This is a genomic window from Halorussus halophilus (assembly GCF_008831545.1).
Classification (GTDB): domain Archaea; phylum Halobacteriota; class Halobacteria; order Halobacteriales; family Haladaptataceae; genus Halorussus; species Halorussus halophilus.
Genome location: NZ_CP044523.1, coordinates 1,447,531 through 1,468,874, shown reverse-complemented (window position 1 = coordinate 1,468,874; position 21,344 = coordinate 1,447,531). Strand labels below are relative to the sequence as shown.

16 protein-coding genes and 1 tRNA gene are annotated in these 21,344 nt (G+C 60.1%); 11 read left to right on the top strand and 6 right to left on the bottom strand.

The genetic code is table 11. The features are described 5' to 3' along the window. Window positions 1-34: 34 nt before the first annotated feature. Window positions 35-1,366, bottom strand: coding sequence for an arylsulfotransferase family protein (locus F7R90_RS07155; protein ID WP_158056567.1), 1,332 nt, complete (start codon window positions 1,364-1,366; stop codon window positions 35-37). A gap of 119 nt (window positions 1,367-1,485) precedes the next feature. Here F7R90_RS07155 and F7R90_RS07150 point away from each other — a divergent pair, with 119 nt between their 5' ends. Continuing rightward, window positions 1,486-2,148: a 2,5-diamino-6-(ribosylamino)-4(3H)-pyrimidinone 5'-phosphate reductase gene (locus F7R90_RS07150; protein ID WP_158056566.1), complete on the top strand. Its 663-nt coding sequence runs from the start codon at window positions 1,486-1,488 to the stop codon at window positions 2,146-2,148. Window positions 2,149-2,280: 132 nt separating this feature from the next. On the opposite strand, the gene F7R90_RS07145 is transcribed toward F7R90_RS07150, so the two are convergent. Both F7R90_RS07145 and F7R90_RS07140 read right to left on the bottom strand, forming a co-directional pair. Beyond that, on the bottom strand, window positions 2,281-3,579 hold the full coding sequence (locus tag F7R90_RS07145; protein ID WP_158056565.1) for an ABC transporter substrate-binding protein: 1,299 nt from the start codon (window positions 3,577-3,579) through the stop codon (window positions 2,281-2,283). Window positions 3,580-3,751: 172 nt separating this feature from the next. Beyond that, the gene (locus F7R90_RS07140) at window positions 3,752-5,017 is read right to left on the bottom strand and encodes an ABC transporter substrate-binding protein (RefSeq protein WP_158056564.1); all 1,266 of its coding nucleotides are present in this window, start codon (window positions 5,015-5,017) and stop codon (window positions 3,752-3,754) included. A 143-nt stretch (window positions 5,018-5,160) separates the two neighbouring features. Between F7R90_RS07140 and F7R90_RS07135 the strand changes: the two genes are divergently transcribed. The 4 genes from F7R90_RS07135 (at window position 5,161) to F7R90_RS07120 (ending at window position 10,574) form a co-directional block, all read left to right on the top strand. Continuing rightward, window positions 5,161-6,387, top strand: coding sequence for a phosphoglycerate kinase (locus F7R90_RS07135; RefSeq protein ID WP_158056563.1), 1,227 nt, complete (start codon window positions 5,161-5,163; stop codon window positions 6,385-6,387). Between the two features lie 19 nt (window positions 6,388-6,406). After that, window positions 6,407-6,886, top strand: a complete 480-nt coding sequence (locus F7R90_RS07130; protein ID WP_158056562.1) for a GNAT family N-acetyltransferase — start codon at window positions 6,407-6,409, stop codon at window positions 6,884-6,886. Between the two features lie 18 nt (window positions 6,887-6,904). Continuing rightward, a tRNA-Thr gene (locus F7R90_RS07125) sits at window positions 6,905-6,978 on the top strand. A gap of 101 nt (window positions 6,979-7,079) precedes the next feature. Further along, window positions 7,080-10,574 (top strand): Rrf2 family transcriptional regulator, encoded by a 3,495-nt coding sequence (locus tag F7R90_RS07120; protein WP_158056561.1) that lies wholly within the window; start codon window positions 7,080-7,082, stop codon window positions 10,572-10,574. Between the two features lie 49 nt (window positions 10,575-10,623). Here the strand turns inward: F7R90_RS07120 and F7R90_RS07115 are convergent, their stop codons facing one another. Together F7R90_RS07115 and F7R90_RS07110 are read right to left on the bottom strand one after the other, a co-directional pair. After that, window positions 10,624-10,968 (bottom strand): DUF5615 family PIN-like protein, encoded by a 345-nt coding sequence (locus F7R90_RS07115; RefSeq protein ID WP_158056560.1) that lies wholly within the window; start codon window positions 10,966-10,968, stop codon window positions 10,624-10,626. A 1-nt stretch (window position 10,969) separates the two neighbouring features. After that, window positions 10,970-11,263: a DUF433 domain-containing protein gene (locus F7R90_RS07110; RefSeq protein WP_158056559.1), complete on the bottom strand. Its 294-nt coding sequence runs from the start codon at window positions 11,261-11,263 to the stop codon at window positions 10,970-10,972. A 481-nt stretch (window positions 11,264-11,744) separates the two neighbouring features. On the opposite strand from F7R90_RS07110, the gene F7R90_RS07105 reads away from it, so the two are divergent. Continuing rightward, window positions 11,745-14,174, top strand: a complete 2,430-nt coding sequence (locus F7R90_RS07105; RefSeq protein ID WP_158056558.1) for a PIN domain-containing protein — start codon at window positions 11,745-11,747, stop codon at window positions 14,172-14,174. A gap of 64 nt (window positions 14,175-14,238) precedes the next feature. On the opposite strand, the gene F7R90_RS07100 is transcribed toward F7R90_RS07105, so the two are convergent. Continuing rightward, a complete protein-coding gene (locus F7R90_RS07100; protein WP_158056557.1) occupies window positions 14,239-14,457 on the bottom strand; it encodes a helix-turn-helix domain-containing protein in 219 nt (72 codons plus the stop codon). A 311-nt stretch (window positions 14,458-14,768) separates the two neighbouring features. Between F7R90_RS07100 and F7R90_RS07095 the strand changes: the two genes are divergently transcribed. From F7R90_RS07095 to F7R90_RS07075, 5 genes are all read left to right on the top strand, one after another. After that, on the top strand, window positions 14,769-15,080 hold the full coding sequence (locus tag F7R90_RS07095; RefSeq protein ID WP_158056556.1) for a hypothetical protein: 312 nt from the start codon (window positions 14,769-14,771) through the stop codon (window positions 15,078-15,080). Window positions 15,081-15,357: 277 nt separating this feature from the next. Beyond that, window positions 15,358-17,019 (top strand): hypothetical protein, encoded by a 1,662-nt coding sequence (locus F7R90_RS07090; protein WP_158056555.1) that lies wholly within the window; start codon window positions 15,358-15,360, stop codon window positions 17,017-17,019. Next, the gene (locus F7R90_RS07085; RefSeq protein WP_158056554.1) at window positions 17,016-18,167 is read left to right on the top strand and encodes a hypothetical protein; all 1,152 of its coding nucleotides are present in this window, start codon (window positions 17,016-17,018) and stop codon (window positions 18,165-18,167) included. Before F7R90_RS07090 ends, F7R90_RS07085 begins: the two co-directional genes overlap by 4 nt. A gap of 203 nt (window positions 18,168-18,370) precedes the next feature. Beyond that, on the top strand, window positions 18,371-20,158 hold the full coding sequence (locus F7R90_RS07080) for a VirB4 family type IV secretion system protein (protein ID WP_158056553.1): 1,788 nt from the start codon (window positions 18,371-18,373) through the stop codon (window positions 20,156-20,158). Next, window positions 20,151-21,344: a hypothetical protein gene (locus F7R90_RS07075; RefSeq protein ID WP_158056552.1), complete on the top strand. Its 1,194-nt coding sequence runs from the start codon at window positions 20,151-20,153 to the stop codon at window positions 21,342-21,344. Before F7R90_RS07080 ends, F7R90_RS07075 begins: the two co-directional genes overlap by 8 nt.

Here is a 21,344-nt window from a genome sequence, read left to right as displayed (position 1 = left end):
CTTTCACTTTGCCCGGATGGATTAAAAGTGTTCGTCACCGCTCGAACTCGAACGGCGAGCGGAGAGAAATTGGCGGGACGAGGGCGCGAAGCTCGACTATCACCCAGACGATAGCCGTAAGTGCCAGCATAGCCGCCACGAATGCGTCGGTAACGCCCATCCAGACGGGCAACATGTACGAGAGGCCGTTCAGCAGTTTCTGGGGTTTGACGCCAGCGACGACGGTGGTCTCGGTGTCACCGGAGTCGCCGGAGACGCGCTGGGAGGTTAGATTTGCTCTCTCAGCGGACGGCCCGCCTGCACTCTCGTCGCCCGTGCCGAGTCGTTCGACTTCGTACGGCGAGTAGAAGTCGATGCTCCAAACGACGTCTCCTGACTCGTTCACCTCCACCACTCGATTGCCGTTGGTGTCCGCGACGAGCGTGTTGCCGTTCGGGAGTCGGTCCGCGTCGCGCGACCACTGCATGCGCTCGTCCGACCAGACCCACGACTGCTCCCACGACCCGTTCGTTCGCTGGTACTCAACGACGCGGTGGTTCAGCGAGTCGGCGACGAGGACGGCGGGACCGCCCTCTGACTTGGGGATGTAGTCGGGGTTGTGCTGCTCGTAGAGGACGCTGTACTCGTCGTCTGCGCCGAGCGTCCAGTCGTCCTGCATCCCCGTCTCGGGGTCTACGAAGACGACCTGGTCCTGGTTGCGCAGACTCGTCATGTACCGGCCGTCAGGGAGTTTCTCTACGTCGTTCAAGTGCGCCCAGTCAGTCGGGTACTCGCCGCCGCCGGAGATTGGGAAGTCGTGCTGGACTTCCCACTCCCATCGAGTGAGACCCGTTTTGGTGTCTACGACGTACATCTCGTCGCGGTGGATGTCGCCTACGAGTAGTCGGTGGTCTCCGACGCGGTCCACGTCGTGCCAGTTCGCCCCGCGGTCCTGCGGGATGATTCGTCGGTAGACTCGCGTGAGTTCGCCGGTGGTCAGGTTGACGCGCTCGACGACCGAGAGCGTACACTTGGCGTTGCAACTCTCGTTGTCGTAGGGGCGTTCGGCGACGTACTCGACGGTCGATTCCGTGCCTTCGACCGGGTCTACGTCGAAGTAGCCGTGGTAGGTGTCGTTGTAGTAGCGAACACTCCCGTCGGGTCCGAAGGCGACGAGTGCCGCAGAGTCCCCGTCGATGCCGTGCCCTGAGACGACGGTGGTGCCGTTCCGGTCGGGGACGACTTCTTCGCGCGCGGTGGGGTCGAGTGTCGCCTGCTGGTCGTACTCCGAAATCGCGGCACTCGCTGGCGAAGTCACGTAGCTGTGAGCGAGCACGACCGAACAGAGGACGACGAGGGCGGCGAACGCGACGCGGTGGCGGCCCATTGTCTCGAACTCTTCCGATAGCGACATAAAACGACCGGAAGGCGGCCGGGAGTCGTGTGGAAACCGACGGAGTGCGGACGACCGAAAGCGGTTTTCCCGGCGGGCGAATACGAGGTGGTATGCGCGTGGTCGTTAACGCCGCGATGAGTGCGGACGGCAAGCTATCCTCGCGGCGGCGCGAACAGATAGCCATCAGCGGAGAGGCCGACTTCGACCGGATGGACGCGCTCCGCGCGGGCAGCGACGCCGTCATGGTCGGCGTCGGGACGGTCCTCGCAGACGACCCACACCTGACGCTGGACGACACCGACCGACAGAGTGCGCGACGCGACAGAGACGAGTCTATTCATCCCGCACGCGTCGTCGCCGATTCGCGGGCACGAACGCCGACAGACGCCCGGATTCTGGACGACGCCGCGACGACGTACCTGCTGGTCTCGGAGGACGCACCGAAGGAACGACTCGACGCACTCGAATCGACGGGCGCACGGCTCATCACGGCCGGAGACGAGCGCGTCGATTTGGCGGCCGCGCTCCCCCGACTCGAACGCGAAGGCGTCGAGCAGTTGATGGTCGAAGGCGGGGGCGAACTCATCTTCTCGCTGTTCGAGGCGGCACTGGTAGACGAGTTGCGCGTCTACGTCGGGTCGAAGGTCATCGGGGGTCGAGACGCGCCCACGCTGGCCGACGGAGACGGATTCGTCTCGGAGTTCCCGGCCTTGGACCTCGAAGCCGTCGAGCGCATCGACGACGGCGTCCTGTTGCGCTACGCTGTCGTCTGAAGCTCAGCCCTTTCGGGGTAGTCGGACTGGTGGTTGCGACCACTCCATCGCAACCACGCGAAACGTCCACCCGAAGGTGGCCGCGGCTCCGTATTTGAACGTTCGGCCCAAAAAATTGGAGCGGTAGTCGGCCTACAGTTTGCCCTCGAAGAACGACCGTGGAATCGTCTCCAAGGTTTCGAGCGACCCGTCGTCGGCCACCTGCAGGATGGCGAACTGGTTCAGTGGTTCCAGCGACTCGTTGAGGTTGACCGGACTAGACGCACCCTGATAGTTGATGTCCGCGCCGTTGGCGATGAGGTCCTTGCCCTTCTGGAACTCGCCGACGGTGACGATGTTCTCTCCGCCGTCGCCCGTCGTCGTCTGTCCCCCGTCGCCGCCCTCTGGCCGCGACACCGAGCGGATGTTCTGTGCGATTGCCGTCCCCGTAGCTTCCCCGCCGGCCTCCATGGCGAGTGCCATCAGGAACAGTCCGTCGTAGGCGTGTGGTGCGAACAGCGTACTCGCTTGTTCGCCGAGTTTCTCTTCGAACGTCGTCCGCCCCTGCGTCTGCTCGGGGTTCGGCGAGGCGACGTACATTCCGGACGTGATGTTGCTCAGTTCTTGGAGGAACTGCGGGTCGTTCAGGCCCTCACTGAGCACCCACTGGCCACCGTAGCCGCCGTTTTGCCACTGGTTGAGGATAGTGCGGCCGTTACCGGGGTAACCGATGAATCCGACTGCGTCGGGGTCGTTGCTGTACACTTGGTCGAGCGTGGACGTGTAGTCAGTCGCCTGCTCGTCGTACCCGACCATTCCGACTGTCTCCCCTTGGAACTGCTCGCTGGCTTTCTCTGCCAACCCCTGCCCGTAGGGGTTGTTGACGTACAGGAACGCCGCGTTGCTTGCGCCGATGAACTGGTCGTCGTTCAGTATCTGACCCATGACGATGCCCTGCTGGCCGTCGTTCGGGGCCGTCCGGCCGAAGAACTTCAGACTCTCGTCTTCGTTGTAGCCGATTTCGGCGAGCGCGGGCGACGTACTCGCGTTGCTCATCTGCATTACTTGGTCGGCAGCGACGTTCTGTGCGAGCGGCACTGACACGCCGCTCGACGCCGCACCGACGAAGCCGACGATGTTCTGTTCGTTGACCAGCGAATTGTACTGTTGAATCCCACGAGACGGTTGGGTCTGACTGTCGGTGTTCGTCATGTTGATGTTCCGCCCGAGCGGCCCACCAGCGTCGTTCACGTCTTGTACCGCTTGATTGACAGCGGCTTGCATCCCGCTCCCGTACGCACTCAGATTCCCCGTAATCGGGAGAATCGACCCCATCGGAATGGGACCGCCCTGTCCACTCGCCGACGTTGACAGACCGACCAACCCGGCCACCCCCGCGGCCGTCGCGCCCTTTAGATACGCTCGTCGCGTCGTTCGATATTTCTCTGACATCTCCGGGGTAGTGGACTACGACGTTCCTAATAAATGATTGTGTAACTTTGTTGTAGGTGAGATAGATAGTTCAAGCTCGTGGGACGTGGGTTCGACGAAAAAAGGACCGGAATCTGCGCGTGAGCGGTCGGTTAGGCTGCGTCGAAAAACGCAGCACGCTGTTCGAATGGCGTTACAGTTTCCCCTCGAAGTACGACCGTGGGATGGTTTCGAGTTCCTTCGCCTTTCCACTCTTGACTTGCATGATGGCGAAGCGGTTGAGCGGTTCGAGCGACTTGTTCATGTCCACGGGACTGGACGCCCCTTCGAAGTTGATGTCTTTGCCGTCGTCCAGTAGGTCCTTGGCCTTCTGGAACTCGCCGACGGTGACCTTCTGGCCGCCCCGGGAGACCGAGCGGATGTTGTTCGCGATGGCCTTTCCGGACGCTTCGCCAGCCTTGTGCATGGCGAGCGCTTGCAGGAAGAGGCCGTCGTACGCGTGGGCCGCGAACAAGGTATTCTTCGCACTCATCTGGTTGTTGAACTTCGACGCACCGTCGGTGCCTTCGGGACTCGGCGACGCGAGGTACATTCCGTCGGTGATCTCCTTGAGGTTCTGGAAGAACTCCGAGGAGTTCAGACCCTCGCTGAGCACCCATTGACCACCGTAGCCGCCGTTCTGCCACTGCTTGAGGATGGTCTGACCGTTACCGGGGTAGCCGACGAACCCGACTGCGCCGGGGTCGCCTTCGAACACCTTGTCGAGCGTCGAGGTGTAGTCGCTCGACTTCTTGTCGTACGGGACCATCGCGGTCGTCTCGCCCTTGAACGCCGCCTTCGCCTTCTCGGCGAGACCTTTCCCGTACGCGTTGTTGACGTAGAGGAACGCGGCTTTGTCCGCGCCGATGTACTTGCTCTCGCTGAGGATGCGACCCATGACGATGCCCTGTTGGCCGTCGTTCGGGGCCGTCCGGCCGAAGTACTTCGAACTCTGGTCGTCGTTGTAACCGAGTTGGGCGAGCGCAGGGGACGTGCTCGCGTTACTGACCTGCATCACTTGGTCGCTACCGACCTTCTTCGCCAGCGGCACCGAGACACCGCTCGACGCGGCACCGACGAAGCCGACGATGTTCTCCTCGTTGACCAAAGCGTCGTACTTCTGGTTGGCCTTGTCCGGTTTCGTCTCGCTGTCCTTGTTGATGACTTGGAGTTCGCGCCCCAAGGGACCGTCAGCGTCGTTGATGTGCTTCTTTGCGAGGTTGACTGCCTCCTGCATGCCGCTCCCGTACGCACTGAGCGCACCGGTAATGGGGAGAATCGACCCGGTCTTGATTGGGCCGCTGCCTCCGCCGCCGCCCGAGATGCTTCCGATACAACCCGACAATCCGGTCAGTCCTGCTGCCCCGATTGCTCCAGTCGTTTTCAGATACGTGCGACGCGACTTATCCATGCCTGACATACTCTACCAGAAGGTCTCACACCGAGTATAAAAAGATTTGCAATGCGTCAGCAGTTAACATCCGGAGAAATTAACTCAGTTCCGAATCTAGATTTGTAAGTTCGCCCGACACATATATGCGTTTAGCTGTTGACCCCTCACGTATGGCGATAGAAACCCTGGACGACCTCCCCGTCCAAGGGACCACGCTCGGGGTGCGAATCGACATCAACAGTCCGCTCGCCGACGACGGCGAACTCGCAGACGACGCCCGGCTACGCGCGCACGTAGACACTCTATCTGAGTTGCTCGACCGCGGCGGCCGCGTCGCCGTCCTCGCCCACCAAGGACGACCCGGGGGCGACGAGTTCCGCGACCTCGAACCGCACGCCGACCGTCTGAACGAACTACTCGATAGCTCGGTTTCGTACTGCGACGCGACGTTCTCCGAAGACGCGCGCCGCGCCGTCGAAAATTTGGACGACGGCGAGGCTGTCGTCCTCGAAAACACTCGCTTCTACAGCGAAGAGTACATGGAGTTCCCACCGGACCGCGCCGGCGACACCAACCTCGTCGCCAAACTCGCGCCGTCACTGGACGCCTTCGTCAACGACGCGTTCGCGGCCGCACACCGCTCTCAGCCCTCTATCGTCGGGTTCCCCACCCGACTCTCGGGCTACGCGGGCCGCGTGATGGAACGCGAACTCGACGTGTTGGGCGACATCGAGAGTACTCCCGAACCGCGAACGTACGTGGTCGGTGGCGCGAAAGTGCCCGACTCGATAGCAGTCGCCGAAAGCGTACTCGAACGCGGACTCGCCGACGAAGTGCTGACGACAGGCGTCGTCGCTAACGTCTTCCTCCTCGCCGCCGACGTGGACATCGGCAAAGCGAGTACCGAGTTCGTCTACGACCAAGGCTACGAGTCCGAAATCGACCGTGCCGGAGAACTCCTCGCGGAGTACGACGAGAAGATTCGACTGCCCGAAGACTTGGCAGTCGAGCGCGACGGCGAGCGCCACGAACTCTCGCTCGACGAACTCCCACCGGAATCGGGCGAGGCCGCGATGGACATCGGCTCGGAGACGGTGGCGACCTACGGCGACGTCCTCGCAGACTCCGGAACGGTCGTACTGAACGGCCCCGCAGGCGTCTTCGAGGACGAGCGATTCGCCGACGGGACGAAAAACCTGTTCGAGCACGCCTCGACGGCAGAGTTCAGCATCGTCGGCGGCGGCGACACGGCGGCGGCCATCCGCAAGTTCGACCTCGACGGTTTCGACCACGTCAGCACCGGCGGCGGTGCCGCACTGCGGATGTTGACCGGCGAACCGCTCCCCGCGGTAGACGCACTCGAAAACTCCCAGTCACTCGACGCCCTGAAGCCCTGACCGGTCGTCGTACTACTCGATGGTCGCTATCGAACCCGCGGCGAACGACGCACTCGACCGACTCGTAGATCTCTGGGTCGAGTTAGCCGCCGAGCAACGAACCTACCGCTCGCACCTGTTCGCCGAAGAGAACCGCACTGAAGTTCAGCACATGTTCGCCCGGCACATCGTGGCGGACGACGTGTTGGTCGCTCGAAAGAATGCGGAACTCGTCGGCTTCATCACCTTCAGCGTCGAATCTGGAACGTACGCACAAGATGTCACGCGAGGCATCGTTTCGAACGTCTACGTCGAACCGGGGCATCGAGACGCGGGTGTCGGCACGGAACTCCTCGAATCGGCGGAAGCGATACTTCGAGACCGAGGAGTGGACGCGCTCGCACTGGAGGTGATGGCCGACAACGACGCCTCCCGGCGGTTCTATCGTCGGCACGGCTATCGTCCACACCGAATCGAACTGGAAAAACGGGCCGAAAACGATACGCTCACAAAGGAGTAGCCAGAACGTCGCAGTAGCGCCAGGGGAGCTTGGGCGGTTCAAGCACCCGACTTGTAATCGGGAGTTCGTGGGTTCAAATCCCACCCCTGGCTTATACCAATATCCTTACAAGCCAAATAATAAACTCCCATAGCGCAGCCGAAAACCTCGTTTTCTATCCTCGACAGGCCGCGCACAACAAGGGTGAGACGGCGTGACCGAGCGCCCGTCCAAACGCCCACCCCACTACATCGACCCCAAGGGCACCGAAGCAGACGCCGACGCACGCGAACTCACCAACGACGACCAGCCACCCAACATAGACACCGCCAACGCCCAAGCGCAGCGTTCCACCGAATCGAGCGAACAGACGCTCGACCTCCAAGGCGTCAATCCCGACACCTTCCCCACCGACCTCGTCGAGAACGGCGCGCGCTGGCTTCTCTGGCAGTACAGCGACGACCGGAAAGTCCCCCGCAACCCAGCATGGGGCTACACCAACCACGGCGTCGGCTACGCATTCGTCGGCGCAAAAGACCCCGAAGCCTGGTTCGACTTCGAGGCCGCCGCTCGCTGGATCAACCACGACGACGACCTCGGGTTCGCATACTACCTCACGAGCCCCGACCGCGACGACTGGGACAATGACGGCAAATACAATCACGTCGACCCCGACGAGGACGTCCCCGACGAACCACACGTCGGCCTGCTCGATTTCGATGACATCCGCGACCCAGACACCGGTGCCGTCGCCCCCGCCGCTGCCGACCTGCTCGAACGCCTCTCCGGGACGTTCTGCGAGTGGTCACCATCCGGCACCGGCGCACACGCACTCGGTGGCTTCCGTCTCCCCGACAGCGTGAAGACACTTACCATCGACCTCTCGTCGCCCGAGTGGCCGGACGCCGAACTCGAAATCTATCCCGGACGCCGATACACCACAGTCACCGGCGACCACATCCCCGGCACCGCCACCGAGACGAACGACATTCACGGCATCCTCGAGGACATCATCGCCGCCCACCCCGGCGCACTCGACGCCGCACGCGCCACGAACCCCTCCGGTCGCCCAGACGAACTGGATCGCGAACCCGAAACATCCAAAGCTGAACTCGCAGACATCGAGACCACATCCGACATCCAGGACGTCTTCGACGCCATCCAGCACACCGGCCCACGAGACATCCGGCTTCGGTCGACCGTCACTCATGAACGCGGTGACGGCAGCACGGACCTCGATCCGAGTTGGGCGCAGTCCAAGAGTGGGACGCGACTCGCACAGGTCGGCGACGGCTGGGTCTACCGCAAAGGCATGCAGGGACTGGACGCGCTCCAAGTCGTCGCGCTCGAAGAACGCATCATCACCACCGAAACCGAGTATCCCAGCGGCGAGGAGTTCTGGGACGCCGTCGACGCACTCCGGAATCGTGGCGCGCACATCCCCAAGTACGAACCCGATACCTCCGAGCCAGTGAGCGCGCTGCCGCTCGCGAAACTCGATTCGCTTTCAGACGGAGAGCGAGAGCGCGCGGCAGCGGCCCGCGACATCGAGTGGCCATCGACAGCCGAAGCCCGCAAACGCCTCCGAAACCGCGTGCTCGACGCGGTCAGGAACCAAGAAGAGGTCGTGATCGACGCTCCCACCGGCCTCGGAAAAAGCTACACCGTCGCGACCGAACCATGGCTGACCCACGCCGACATCACCGACAAGCAACCAATCATCCACTTCAGCCCAACGCGAGACTCCCGGGACGCAGCAGCCGAACACAGCCGCGAGGCCGACGGTGTGACCCATGCCGTCCTGCGTGGCCGAAAGGAACGATGCCCAGTCGCTCACGGCATCCACGACCCGACAAAGGACGACGAAGACAGCGACGTTGCCGAGATCACGATGAACCGAACGCCCGCCTCCGAGTGGTTCGATGCCGTCTGTGACGGCCGCGGCGTGCCGTTCTCGACAGCCCACTCCTACCTCGCCGAACACAACGACCAAGACCTCGAACTCCCCTGCTGCCGTGGCGAGGACCCCTGCCCGGCAGTCGGCCAATGGGAGGGCCTGCCGCGAGACGAAGACGGCGTCCCAGCGGTTGACGTGATACACGCCACCCACCAGTTCGCATACGTCCCCGGCCTCACCCAGTCATGCAACGTCATCTTCGACGAGCGACCGGACTTCGGTATCGGTGGCGAACACCTCACGAACGACCGCATCCAGCGCGCCGTCGCAGCATTTCTCCAAGAAGCAGGCGCGCCCGTCAGCACATGGGAGTCGTTCGTGCAACTTGCACGCCAGACCTACGGACGGAACGTCCACGGTGACGCCCTTCGTGAAGCAAACGCGACGATTGCGAAGTTCGACTACGAGCCAGCCCGTGAATGGTATCTCGAACATTCGGGTGCCCACACGCTTGCGCCCGCACTCGTCCGCGCGGTGTGGTCCGCGCTCGCCCAAGGCTTCGACGAGAACGGCCGCGGCGTCGGCACTGTGACGCACAATCCGCCACGTCTCGATACCAACGCCCGAGACGACGATTCGTGGTCGCGCACGTGGGTCACTGTCGTCGTTGACGACGACAACCGCGTCCAAACCATCCGCAGTGTTCCCGACTTCTCTGGCGCGCGCTCGATGGTCGGCCTCGATGCCCACCCGAGTCTTCCACTCTGGCAACGCAACACTACTACCGATGTTCTCCCAGAGCGCGTTCTCGACGTTGAGGAGCGACGGCTCTGGCGGCGTTACGAACGCGGGCTCAGAGTTGTGCAGGTTGGTGACGCGGTTCGCCCGCTCGCCAGCGGCGAATACTTCAACCCAAACACGACACGCGTCCTCCTCAACCACCTCTCCCACCACTTCGGCGACGCCTTCAACACCTGTATTACCGCTGCAAGCGTCGAACATGACGTCACGCAACTCATGCGTGAGGCCGGTATCCGCAAGCCCGAGACGATGCACTTCGGTGAAGAACGCTCCCGCGACGACTTCGGCCACCGAACCGTCGGACTCGTCCACGGGTCAATCGACCCCGGTGACGACTACGTCCTCAACATTCTCGCCGAATGCGACCTCCACGCCCAACCAGAAACCACCGAAACCGAGGACGGTGACGAACGCCGCGCTCACGGTCGTGGCTTCGTCGGCCCCGACGCCGACATCGCCGACGAAATCCTCGCGTCAGTCCGTGAAAACCATATCGCCCAATCCGCTGGCCGATACGCACGCAACGCCGACGACCCAGACAACCACGCCACCGTCTTCGTCCACACTAGCGCCATCCCAGCAGGCTTCGCCGACCACCAAGTTCCCGGCGTCCAGTGGGTCGCAACCGATGCACAACGCTCGATCATGAAAGCACTCCGCGATCGTCAATCTGCAACGGCCCGCGAACTCGCTGAGGAAACGGACGTATCCAAACGCCATGTCGCCAAGACACTCGCACGCCTCCTTGACGAGGACCTCGTTCGCTGTCATGAGGGTGTCGGTGCACACGGCGCAGACGTGTTCCACGCCGACGGAGAGCCGACTGACGGTGTGGTTGAGTTGACGCCGGAAGAAATCACTAACAAGGGCGTATGGAGTTCTAGTACGTGGTCGTTCGCGGTTTCAGAGGTGGAACCTCCGCAGGTGGCACCCGCAAAGCCTGGAGATCCGGCACCGACGTATCGAACCGTGTCACTCGCGGCGTTTCAGGACGGCCCGCCGCCAGAATAGGGTTGTTCACCGGCTTGTTCGCCCACCGTCGTGAGCGGCAGGGCTGCCCTCATGCCCACGGGTCGAGTTCTTCGCGCCCCGCAAACGCATCGCGACTCGGATAGGCATCGACCATCGCAATAAGGGCTGATGCGACTTGGTAGGCGGGCATCGTATCGTCATAGAGCAGCACGATACCTGCGTGGGCAGCAGCCGGTAGATCGCCAAAGTCTTTCACGTCGCTTGTGACGACCACGAGGTCGTGTTTTTTCGCGTACGGCAGCACATCGTCTTCATCATCCGCGCCCTGCCAGAGGGTGTCGCGGACATGTTCTGCGTGTACCTCCTCTTTCTGCAGATAGGTTGCGGTCTTCGGGTCAATATTTTCGTCGAGAAGAAAACGCCACTCACTCATCTTAGGCCGTGTCCGGATCGACTCCTTCAGGACGCTCGATCGTCTCGCGGAACGCCTCCATGTCCTCCGCTCGCTCTGCTTCCACAGTCCGCATTTCACGCGGATGGTCGTGGTAGTAGGCGAGGGCGTGATAGACGTCGGCGACATCGAGGTCGTATCGGTCGGCGACCGCTTCTGGGGCTTCGTCGCGTTCCTCGACGAGCGCGTACACTTGGCGGACGGTGATTCGCCGTCCCTGGATATGTGGCTCTTCCATGATGTCGTGCGCAATCCGACGTGTGTCGCGCTCGGCCATGTTTACTACCATCACCTACAACTGCAAAAACATACTGCTAGTCACTCCCAGCCGGGATTCCTCTACATGGTGGTTCGCGATCAACGATGTTGAAGCTCCGCAAGTGACACTTGCAAGGCCTGGTGCCCCCGCGCCTAGGCTACGAACAGTGTCACTGGCTGCGTTTCAGGAAGGTCCACCACCAGAATAGCGACCGTTTAACGGATTGTTCGCGCATTTCTGTGAGCAGCACTACTCTGAAAGTCTGCGTATACCGCGGCTCGGTCTTTCTGTATTCTCCTTCTACGGATGGGAGTGAATTGGGTAGTAAGCAGTGTAGAGCGCGCTCCGTCCGTACGAAGTCTTAGTAATCCGTATGCCATCTCAGTTCAGACGCCGCGAACTCACGACCGTTGCATGTCACGGGTCACTGAACTGGATGAGCAGATGGAATACGGAGAAGGACATTTAAGAGTATTGAGTGGTGATTCTTCGTTAACTAATGAGTGGAGCTCTGGGCTATTTACCCATAGAGGAGGGAGTAAGGACTACGTTAGAGAACTTGGAGACCTGGCTTTCTGACTGCTTTGAACTTGAAAGTCCAGATTGGAAGGTCGCTTTTGGCCAATCTGGAATGGTCGCTGTAGATGGTCCTTCCTCAGAGCTGATCGAAATTCCTGTTCTTGGTCGCATTTCCGAGCAGATTCCGGAAGAGTACGCGGATGATTCGGGGAACATAAAGACAGATATTTTTCCTGTCGGTCCTGGTCATCAGCCAGGCAACATCACACCAGAGGAATCAGAAGGGCACGAAGAAGTATTAGCGCGTACAGTCGTCGAACTCCATGAACTTGGGGATACTTCTGCGTCTCCGCCGAGTACCCTAAGGGAAATCATAGCGCGCCATGAGGACCAGGGTATCGTCGATGCCTTTGGAAATGCTTGGAGTGAACGTGATTCCCTTTTAGCTTCGAAGGCAGCAGAGCAATCTCTATCCTTGGACGATCCCGACGTCATCGTGAGTTTCGATGTTCTACGGACGCTAGTTCTTGCCTTCCAATATGAGTGTTCCCTCACGTACCGGAACTTTCAGGAAGGTAAACAAGAGAAGGAGGATGAAGTGGAGTTTGACAAGGTTATCCGCGCAAAACCACTCTCGAATGACGACCTCCCTGAGGTAAAGAAGGTATATGTCCACCAGAACAAACGGGTCGTAGCTTCTGAGTATCAAATCTCATCCAACGAGATAGCTTCATCTCTTCGGGGAAGAGTTCTCGGATGGGCCGAATCTTGTACAATCCGGGACCCAAGTGGGAGAGGACTACTCGCCCAAGTCGGATCAGTCACAAAGATAGTTCTCAATGAAGACCAAGATGACTACCACGGCTTCGTTCGAGTTTCCACAGAAGCAGATATTTCTCTAGTATATGACTTCTATACTGCTCTTCGTGTACCAGAAGCACCTTTCTTGACCAATAAGGTGGCCCAAGAAACAGCGGACTGGGACAGGGATCATGAACAGTTCTCGGGGTGGAGTGCAGCGAATGACGGATTTGCCTTCCACAGTCTGGATGGGAGGAGAGAGATTCGACGTCGGCTTTTCGCACACAAGTACTGGGTGATTCACGGAGAGAAATATAGAAAGAAGAGGGAATTCGAAGAAGACGTTGAGGCCCTTGTCGATATAATAGAGTCAGAAATGGGGTGCGATGTATCTTGGCGAGAGTTTGGGGGTGAGAGGGTTCAAAAGACCCCTATTCAACAGTCTACGGTTATAGATCAGATGAGAGAAGAAGCCCGTGCACCGCCGGATCAAGATGCAATTATCGAAGCCGTCGGGGGATTTGCTAGTAATAGTGAAGAAGTCGAGGGTATTGATGCCCCGCTTTTTCCGAGTGACCTTTCGGAGTTTGTTGCAGACACCAGTATTATTGACGCACAGATCATTACTCGGCTAGTCTCGGAAGGGGATCTGTATGATACAACCATTGTGGTACCCGAGGTAGTGTTAGAGGAAGTGCATCGGCAAGTAGACCAAGATACTTCCCGTGGAAAGCTTGGTCTTGAAGAGCTGACGGCGTTGAGGGAGCTATCAGAGAAAGGAATTCTTGATTTCGAGGTTGTCCCCGTTGAAGACTCTGTTGACACAGAAGACAACATATCGGTGGATCAGGCATTGATGCGCATCGCTAAGAAACGGGAAGTACCTCTTTGCTCTGCAGACGAGACTCTTTTGCAATTAGCGGAGGCAGCCGGTGTTACCGCGTACCCCTTGAAGCAGGAGCTATCCCAATGGAACCAGCTGATAAAGAATTCACTGAAACAAAGAGGAGAACTTCCCAGAACGGAGCTCATCAGGATGGTCTACCAGCAGATGCAAGAGAGGAGAGTTTCAGAAGATTCTGTTCAAAGAAACATGTTCTGGAACCCTGGTCGGGTCCCTCAAGAGGATTTAGCCACTGAGATGGCAATCAATGAGGAGATAGACCGGCTTGAACGTCGAGGAGAAATATACAGTCGTGGTGAGCAAGTCGGACTGAAAAAAGAGGTCGCAATCGTTCCCTCTCTGAACGCTATTGAGAACGGGGTGACTCCAGAAAAGATTCAAGAAGGAGACCTTGCCGACAGAATTGACCTCTCCCGGTATGAGTCCCGTTTCAAAGTCGTTTTGCCAGCTAGCTTTGAATACTGGGCGTCCCTTCAAGCAAGCCAGAAATACCTCACTGGACTTCACGAGCTAGAAAATCTGGAGAAGAAAAACCAGATCGATATAGAGTGGAGAGATGTTCTTCCTTCGGAAACAGGACTGGTTCTTGCGGATGAAGAACAATTCTCAAACCTGATGCAAGGTCTGCAAAGAAAAGCAGCTGTAGATTTCGACCACAGCGCAGTAGTTGACACTGGTTCGGGCTCAATTACGGTGAACTACTAACATACAATAATCCACTATTCGCTTATTCTACAGACCCTCTACCGAGCATCTCTTGGACTGCAAATCAATCGGAATCCTCATCGGAGGTTTTAGAATCAGTTCGCAATTCGTAGAGCGCGGTATTCTCGTGGATATTCTCGATATACCCCGCCGCTACGAGCAACTTTAGCCGCTCGTGAACCTTGTACCGTGGTTCCCCAGTCGCATCGACAAGGAATCCTTGCGTGCGTGCTCCTTCGCCGAGTTCGTCAAGGATTGCTTCGTCAAGAGCTGTCAGTTCCATTCGCTCCTATCTCGACACGCACGCTATTTTATTCTACATATCTTCAGGCCATTAGTACTACGGTCTTTTTCTCTATGTATAGTAAACTCTATTCTACTATACGAAGGATATATCGTTCTACGATTCGTAGTACGAATCGTAGAGAAATGGAAAACAGGAACCTACACCGTGAGAAGTCGACTTTTGGACAAACAACCGAGGACTCCGAGACGCATGTCCATGACCAAGTAAGTGAAGCCGTCACTCAATGTTTCACAGCTGCTGGCCGTGCTCTGACGCCGGCGGGTCCCGCGATACTCACTCTCGTCGCGATGACGAGTGTTGCAGCCGCCCAGACAAGTGGCAGTGGCCTCTGTGGTACGCCCGCTATCGACCTGTTCGAATGGGCAGCGCGGACTGGTGCTGGCGTACTCTTCCTTGGAGGTTTACTTTACGGTGGCTTCAAACACGCCCGTGCCGGGATGTCACGGAACCCGGAGCGGTCGAGTGAACACCGGCAAACGGGTACGATGGCGATGGTCGCTGGCCCGATCTTCGGCCTCGTCATCGTCCTCGGCGAACAGGCCGCTGGTGCCGCAGGCTTCAACGCCGCCCAATGCGCGCAACTCACGCCATGGTTCTAACCACGTACTCCCACCTCATCGGACGGAAGTACAACAATCCAGATTTTCGCCAGTCAATCTGATGCTCCCGACGACAGGCTTCGACATCGCTCCGACAGTACGAGCGCGGCACCGGGTAGTCGTATTTGCTACTCTCGTACTCATCACGACCAGCCTCGTGACGCCTGCCCTTGCAGCCCCAGCCAGCAGACCACCAAACGAGATTAGCGCGAACACGACGACTACAACCACGAATCTTCACCCAACGGCCTCACCTGAATCAACGCCGTTCCAGGGATTGCCCGCGTCGAGCGTCCTCATCTCGACTAGTTCGTCGGAGGATACTAACTCCTATGCCTCGTGTGCTGGGAAAGGACCGATTCGGGGTGCACTCTGTAACGTCATCGAGAACACCAAACGAAGTATTCTCGGTGGCGCCCTCGACGCCACACAGGACATCGCCCGCAGTACGCTCGAGTTAATCCTCCGGCGACCCGTGCCGAAGAGCGATGGCGTTATCGTGGTCTTCCGACCACCGACGAACCAGCCGCTGGTAGGCGCATACCACGGGTGGACCACAGTTGGCCTGCCGCTTGGGTTCCTCGTGTGGGTGGTCGGCGTTGGCGTCGCACTCGCCAGCCGATTCCGACCGGACGCCACGTTCGCCACCCATGGCTTCCAGATCGAGCAGAACCTCGCACGAAATCTCGTGCTCACCATCGGGTCGTGGTGGCTGGGCGCGTTCGTCCTGCACCTCGCGAACGCGTTGATTCTCGCCGTCGCCCCACGCGGCGACCAGCTGATTGCAGGCCCGAAATCCGGCATTGGAACGCTCCTCGGTACAGGACTCCTCGCAGGCTTGCTGTGGGTTGCGACGGCGGCCGTCGTGACGATTCTGCTCGTCACGACCCTCATGGCCTACGTCCTGTGTCTCACGTTCATGGTGTTTCTGCCAGTGTTCTCAGCGCTCATGCTGTTCGACACTGGGGGCGTCCTACAGACGATAGGACAGTTCGGCCAAACCGGATGGGATATCTTCATTCGCGCCGCGTTCTTCCCGCTCCCAGCAGCACTTGTCCTCGGTGCCGGTGGCTACATCGCAGGCGGCACAATGGGATTCGTTGAGAGCGCAGTCGCAGTCGGTGGCTTTGCGGAGGTCGCTGGCACGCTTGCGTTTGCCGCCGTCACGTTCGTCACACAACTCGCGGCACTGGTGGCGACCCTCTGGATGCTTTTGGGGTCGCGAGCAGCGAGGACTGCCGGTGGTGTCATGGCCGGACTCGGCGGTGCCGCGATGTACTCACGGGCGAAATCGGGAGCAAGAACTCTCGCCAGCAAAGCCTCCATGTCGAGTCGCGGAGCAAGCGTCGGTGCTGGTTCAGCGACCGGCGCGACGGTTGGCTCTCGCAGCCCATCTGCTCAATTTGGTGGCATGGCGTCTACCCACAGTAGCGTAAAGAGTAGTGGGACTGCCAGCACAGTCGGCGCACTTGAAACAGAGGGCCACACCAGCCAATCCAGCGATATCGCTACACTTGGGACGCCGACCGGCGGTCGTCCCGGCACCACGAACACAGCCGTGGGCGCGACGACAAACAGAAGCACGAGTACAGCTGCTGGTGCCGTTGATGAGACGAATCAGGTTCTGGTTGAGAACCAGCGTGATATGCCGGATGGACAGCGCTACCAGCCGGGGTACGTCTCTAATGGAGAATTCCAGCCAATCGAATCTAGTGGACAGACCCGAGAACTCGTCGTTCGAGAACACGACCGCTTTGCGGCGGCCTACGACTCCGATGGCGACCATCCGGGTGTCTACCACCGTGGTGAAAGCGACGGCGTCCTGTACGACGCGACACCCGTTGCGGGCGAGGAGTGGGGTACGAGTACATCCGAACAAACAGGCATCAGTCGTGATGCTGTCTTCGACGCACGCAGTGAGGACGGTGGGCCACGATGACGCGCCTTGGTCCACAGGGCGACGACCCGGAGCGCCGTATCCTCGACGACGTGGGGTCTGACTCTGGCTTCCTCGCGTTTGCAGAGATTTCCAATTCGGACCTCCTCTTTCTCGTCCCAGCACTCCTCGCCGCGATGGTGACGCTCGAAGTAGTCGTCATCGCGACGGGCCGCTTCTTCGTCGGCGTCGCGCTCGCAGTACTCGTCCTCGGCGTTGCTGGTGCATACGTCCACATCTGTCCGGACCACCGGACGCCGCTTGGCCTCCTCCGGTCGTTCATCACGTATCATCGACGCGAGACCACCATGACACTCACCAACGAAACCACCGATTCAGCCACCGACCCACCGCCAGACGCGCGGAAGCTAACGCAGATTCAGACAGTCGAACCGGAAGCCGACGCGATTCGGCGTCGGGACGAGACGCTCGTCGGTGCAGTCCGCATCGAGCCAGCGAATCTCGCGCTCGCTGACCGCGACCAGTGGGAGCGGTCGGCACGCGGACTCGGAGCCGTCTTGAACACACTCGACTATCCCGTCCAGATTCATTCGTCGGCGCGTCGCGTCAACCCCGCGCAACTGACCGCCGCGTACGACGACCGACGAACCGACCCTGACGTCAGGTCAACACCGGCACTCGCAGAAATCGTCGACGTATACCGTCGGCGTCGGCCACAGGAATTCCGCGAGCGTGGGACGAGTGTTCGCCAATACCACGTTCTCGTCCCGGTTGGAATCGAGTCGGTCAGTCTTGAGGAGCATACGTGGGTTAGTCGCCTCGCGACCATTCCACTCGTCGGTGACCCACTCGCATCGCTGTTCGCCGATGTACTCCTGCGGGACGACCGCCGGGAAGCCATCGAAGCACGACAGCGCGCGCTTCTCGATGAGCGACGCTCCCATCTTTCAGACCAATTGCGGAGTGTCGAGGATATCGGCGTCCAAACAGTGCCAGCGGCCGACCTCGTCACGCTCGTCGAAGAATACTGGTCCGGGCAGCGAACCGCGTACCCCGACGCTGGCCCACATCTCCGAACCACACCCGTCGTCCTGAGTGACCACACTTCCGAACCTGACCCTGACCCCGGAACGCCCCGTTCGCCGACTAACCCCACGACTCCCGCTGACACAGAGGAACCCCGACAATGAACATCCTCTCCCGACTCACCGACTTCATCCCCGGACGTACCGCCGAGACAGCTACTCACACCCCTACTGACACCGACGAAGATACCGATGACTCGTCTTCTGGCAATGGCCGGGAGGGGACTCGCAGGGCAACGTATGCGACTCAAGTGGCCCCATCGGGCGTACGTCTCGAATCAAGGACCACACGGACAGGGGATCGATGGGTGAAGACGCTGTTCGTCACCGGATTTCCGGAGTCTGCGTCACCGGGACTGCTCGACCGCGTCTGCACGCATCCAAGTGCCGACGTGGACGTGACAATCTACGCTGACCCAGAGGACCCTCGGTCGTCACTTCTTCAATTCGAGAGCGCGATTAAGTCACTCAAAGTCGACCACATCGAGGCTCAAGAGCAGGGGTCGGCAAAGACGACAGTCACAGAGCGTCGGATCCGTGACCACGAGTCGGTGTACGCACAACTGCAGGAGAACGCCCAGCGCGTCCTCAACGTCGGCGTCTATCTGACCATCCGTGGCACGTCCGAGGAGCAAGTCGAAAGCGTGGCCACGAGCATTCGTGGGGAACTCGAACGCCAGCGATTGACGACGAAGACAGCAGCCTACCGGCAGGACGACGCGCTCGTCACAGGGAGTCCGGTCGCGAAAGACGAACTCAAACAAACGACGCCGATGCTCGGGCAGGCAGTAGGCGCGCTATTCCCGTTCGCCGCGAGCACGACAATTGAGGAGAGCGGCGTCCTCTACGGGTATCACGCCACGACCGGCGCGCCAATCTATCTCGACCGATTTGCCCGTGAAAACGGCTACAACGTCTTGGTCGCTGGTGAGATTGGGTCCGGGAAATCATACGACACGAAGCGGCTTCTGCTTCGGCGAATGGCGAAAGACCGCGACACTGGACTCGTCATGATCGACCCTGTCGGTGGGTTCGCCAGCCTCGCCGAGAGTCTTGACGCCGAACACTACGTCATCGGCGGCACACGGACGGTCAACCCCCTCGAAATACGGCCAACGCCCGCCCACCTCCTTGAGAACGAATCCGGCAGCCCATTCACCGAGCGAACTAGCGCCGTAATGGCGTTCTTCGAATCGTTCTTCGCGTACATCGGCGCGCCACTCGGCGACCGACGGCAAGTCCTCGAACGATGCGTCCGGGAAGCCTACGCCCGAAACGGCATTACAGACGACCCCACGACCCATCACCATGACAGTCCAATCATCGAGGACGTGCGTGTCGTTCTCGGCGACATCGCCACCGACCCGCGAACGGTCCTCAATGGCGAGGACTACTCGTCGGGCGAACTCGACACGTGGCAACACCACGCCGAAGACCTCCGCCTGAACTTCGAACCGTTCACGACTGGCGGCCAGTTCGCGTTCCTGAACGGCCAGACCGAAGTTGATCTCACGGACAGTCGCGTCATCTACCTCGACTTACAGCAGTTTGGCGGCAGTTCAGATGGCGCGCTCGCAGGCCTCGTGATGCAGCCACTGTACGATGCGGTCTACGAACGCCTCAAGGGCGCAACCGGTAACACTATCGTCGCGATTGACGAGGGCCACTACCTCGTCGAGTCACCAGGGAGCGTCGAGTGGTTAAAGCGGACGACCCGCCACTCGCGTCATCTCGATCTCTCCCTGCATTTCGTCACGCAGGAACTCGCGGACTTCTACGATACCGACGGCGCGGAGACGTTCATCAACCAGTCCTCGATTAAACTCCTGCATCGCCAGGGCAACCTCACGCAAGCGCACGCCGACGCGCTCGGACTCACCGACGCACAGGCCGCATTCGTCCGCGACGCCGTCGTCGGGAAAGAGGGACTTGGATTCAGTACCGCGCTCCTCGACATCGACGAAGACGGCACCTACCCGCTTCGCGTCACTGCGCTCCCTGAAGAGGAAGCACTCATCGAAGCCGACGACTCACGAGATTCGCAACCGGATCGAGACACTTCACCGGCAGAGGAGAGGGGGCAGTCCAGTGACTAGCGTCATCTCCACCAGCACGAAACCGAGCGACGACCCCAACCAGACGAGAGCCAAGACCGTTCCTTCGACGAACACCGCCATGGACCCCGAGGACTACACTCCAATCGAGGAAACACGACGGACGGCCGTCGTATGGTCACCGCTCACCCGCGAATACGACCTGCCAGCGGTGATTGCGGAAGTGCTCGGACGGGAGAGCGCGACCTGTGAGGCATGCCAGGAGACTGTCTACCTCCCTGCCGCTGGCGATTTAGCTGAGGGCGATCCGTTCGTTCTCCGTGAACTCGTCGAGAACGTGTACACCGTCGAGAACCAAGTCCTGCTGTGCGAATCATGTGTGAATCGGCCGACCGCTGCATGGCGGGCTGACGTCTGTGCCAAACGGGTCCAAGAACGCGAGCACGAACCCACTCGGTTGGAGTATCTCGCGTACTGGGTGTCCGACCCGACTGCAACATCACTGTTCGCGCGCCGCGTCGCCGCAAGCATCGTCGGCGCTGTCGCCCTCGTCGCAGCCATCGTCATCGTGGCTGGCATTGTCGGAAGTCTCACAGCGGATGCCAACAACGGCAGTCACTGGGCCTACACGACCGTCATGACGGCGGGCACAATTGGTGTTGAGTTCGTCGCACGGCCATGGCTCGTCGGTGGATTCGTCGGTGTCGCGTACACGGCCCATGCCGTTGAGCGCGTGCACTTCGACCCACGCGGGTATCGCACCCGAACGCACCATCCGTGGGTCCCACTCACCGCCGCTGGTGTGACCGCTGGCATCGGCGCACTCAGTCTCTTGGGCACCACAACGGGAGTCGGCCCTACAACACCGCTTACACAACTGCTCGCCGGTACTATCTGGACGATAGGTGCCGTCGGTGTCGCGTGGTACATCGACCTCGCCATCCGTCACGACCTCGCTATCGGCATCTGGAAGCCCTCTCGTGGTCCGTGGATGATTGCCGGTCGAGTCGGCATCCTCCCCGGCCTACTCGCACTCACCTTCGGCGTTCCGTTCCCCGGCGTCTTCGCACCGACCACGACTGGAATTCTCGCCGCGATTCCCGCCATCGTCGCGCTCACGTTCACCGCGCGACGACTGCCATACGACTCCAACGTCCGTGACGCCATCCTCGACGTGTTTCCCCAGTGGCTTCGCTCAGCACTCACAGACGACCAGCACCGCAAGTAA

Coding starts and splice junctions, on each gene's coding strand:
- F7R90_RS07115 (WP_158056560.1), bottom strand. CDS start 10,968: ATGAGTGAGTGGCGTTTTCTTCTCGACGAAAATATTGACCCGAAGACC.
- F7R90_RS07130 (WP_158056562.1), top strand. CDS start 6,407: ATGGTCGCTATCGAACCCGCGGCGAACGACGCACTCGACCGACTCGTA.
- F7R90_RS07100 (WP_158056557.1), bottom strand. CDS start 14,457: ATGGAACTGACAGCTCTTGACGAAGCAATCCTTGACGAACTCGGCGAA.
- F7R90_RS07140 (WP_158056564.1), bottom strand. CDS start 5,017: ATGTCAGGCATGGATAAGTCGCGTCGCACGTATCTGAAAACGACTGGA.
- F7R90_RS07105 (WP_158056558.1), top strand. CDS start 11,745: ATGAGTGGAGCTCTGGGCTATTTACCCATAGAGGAGGGAGTAAGGACT.
- F7R90_RS07155 (WP_158056567.1), bottom strand. CDS start 1,366: ATGGGCCGCCACCGCGTCGCGTTCGCCGCCCTCGTCGTCCTCTGTTCG.
- F7R90_RS07085 (WP_158056554.1), top strand. CDS start 17,016: ATGACGCGCCTTGGTCCACAGGGCGACGACCCGGAGCGCCGTATCCTC.
- F7R90_RS07095 (WP_158056556.1), top strand. CDS start 14,769: ATGACGAGTGTTGCAGCCGCCCAGACAAGTGGCAGTGGCCTCTGTGGT.
- F7R90_RS07145 (WP_158056565.1), bottom strand. CDS start 3,579: ATGTCAGAGAAATATCGAACGACGCGACGAGCGTATCTAAAGGGCGCG.
- F7R90_RS07110 (WP_158056559.1), bottom strand. CDS start 11,263: ATGGCCGAGCGCGACACACGTCGGATTGCGCACGACATCATGGAAGAG.
- F7R90_RS07150 (WP_158056566.1), top strand. CDS start 1,486: ATGCGCGTGGTCGTTAACGCCGCGATGAGTGCGGACGGCAAGCTATCC.
- F7R90_RS07135 (WP_158056563.1), top strand. CDS start 5,161: ATGGCGATAGAAACCCTGGACGACCTCCCCGTCCAAGGGACCACGCTC.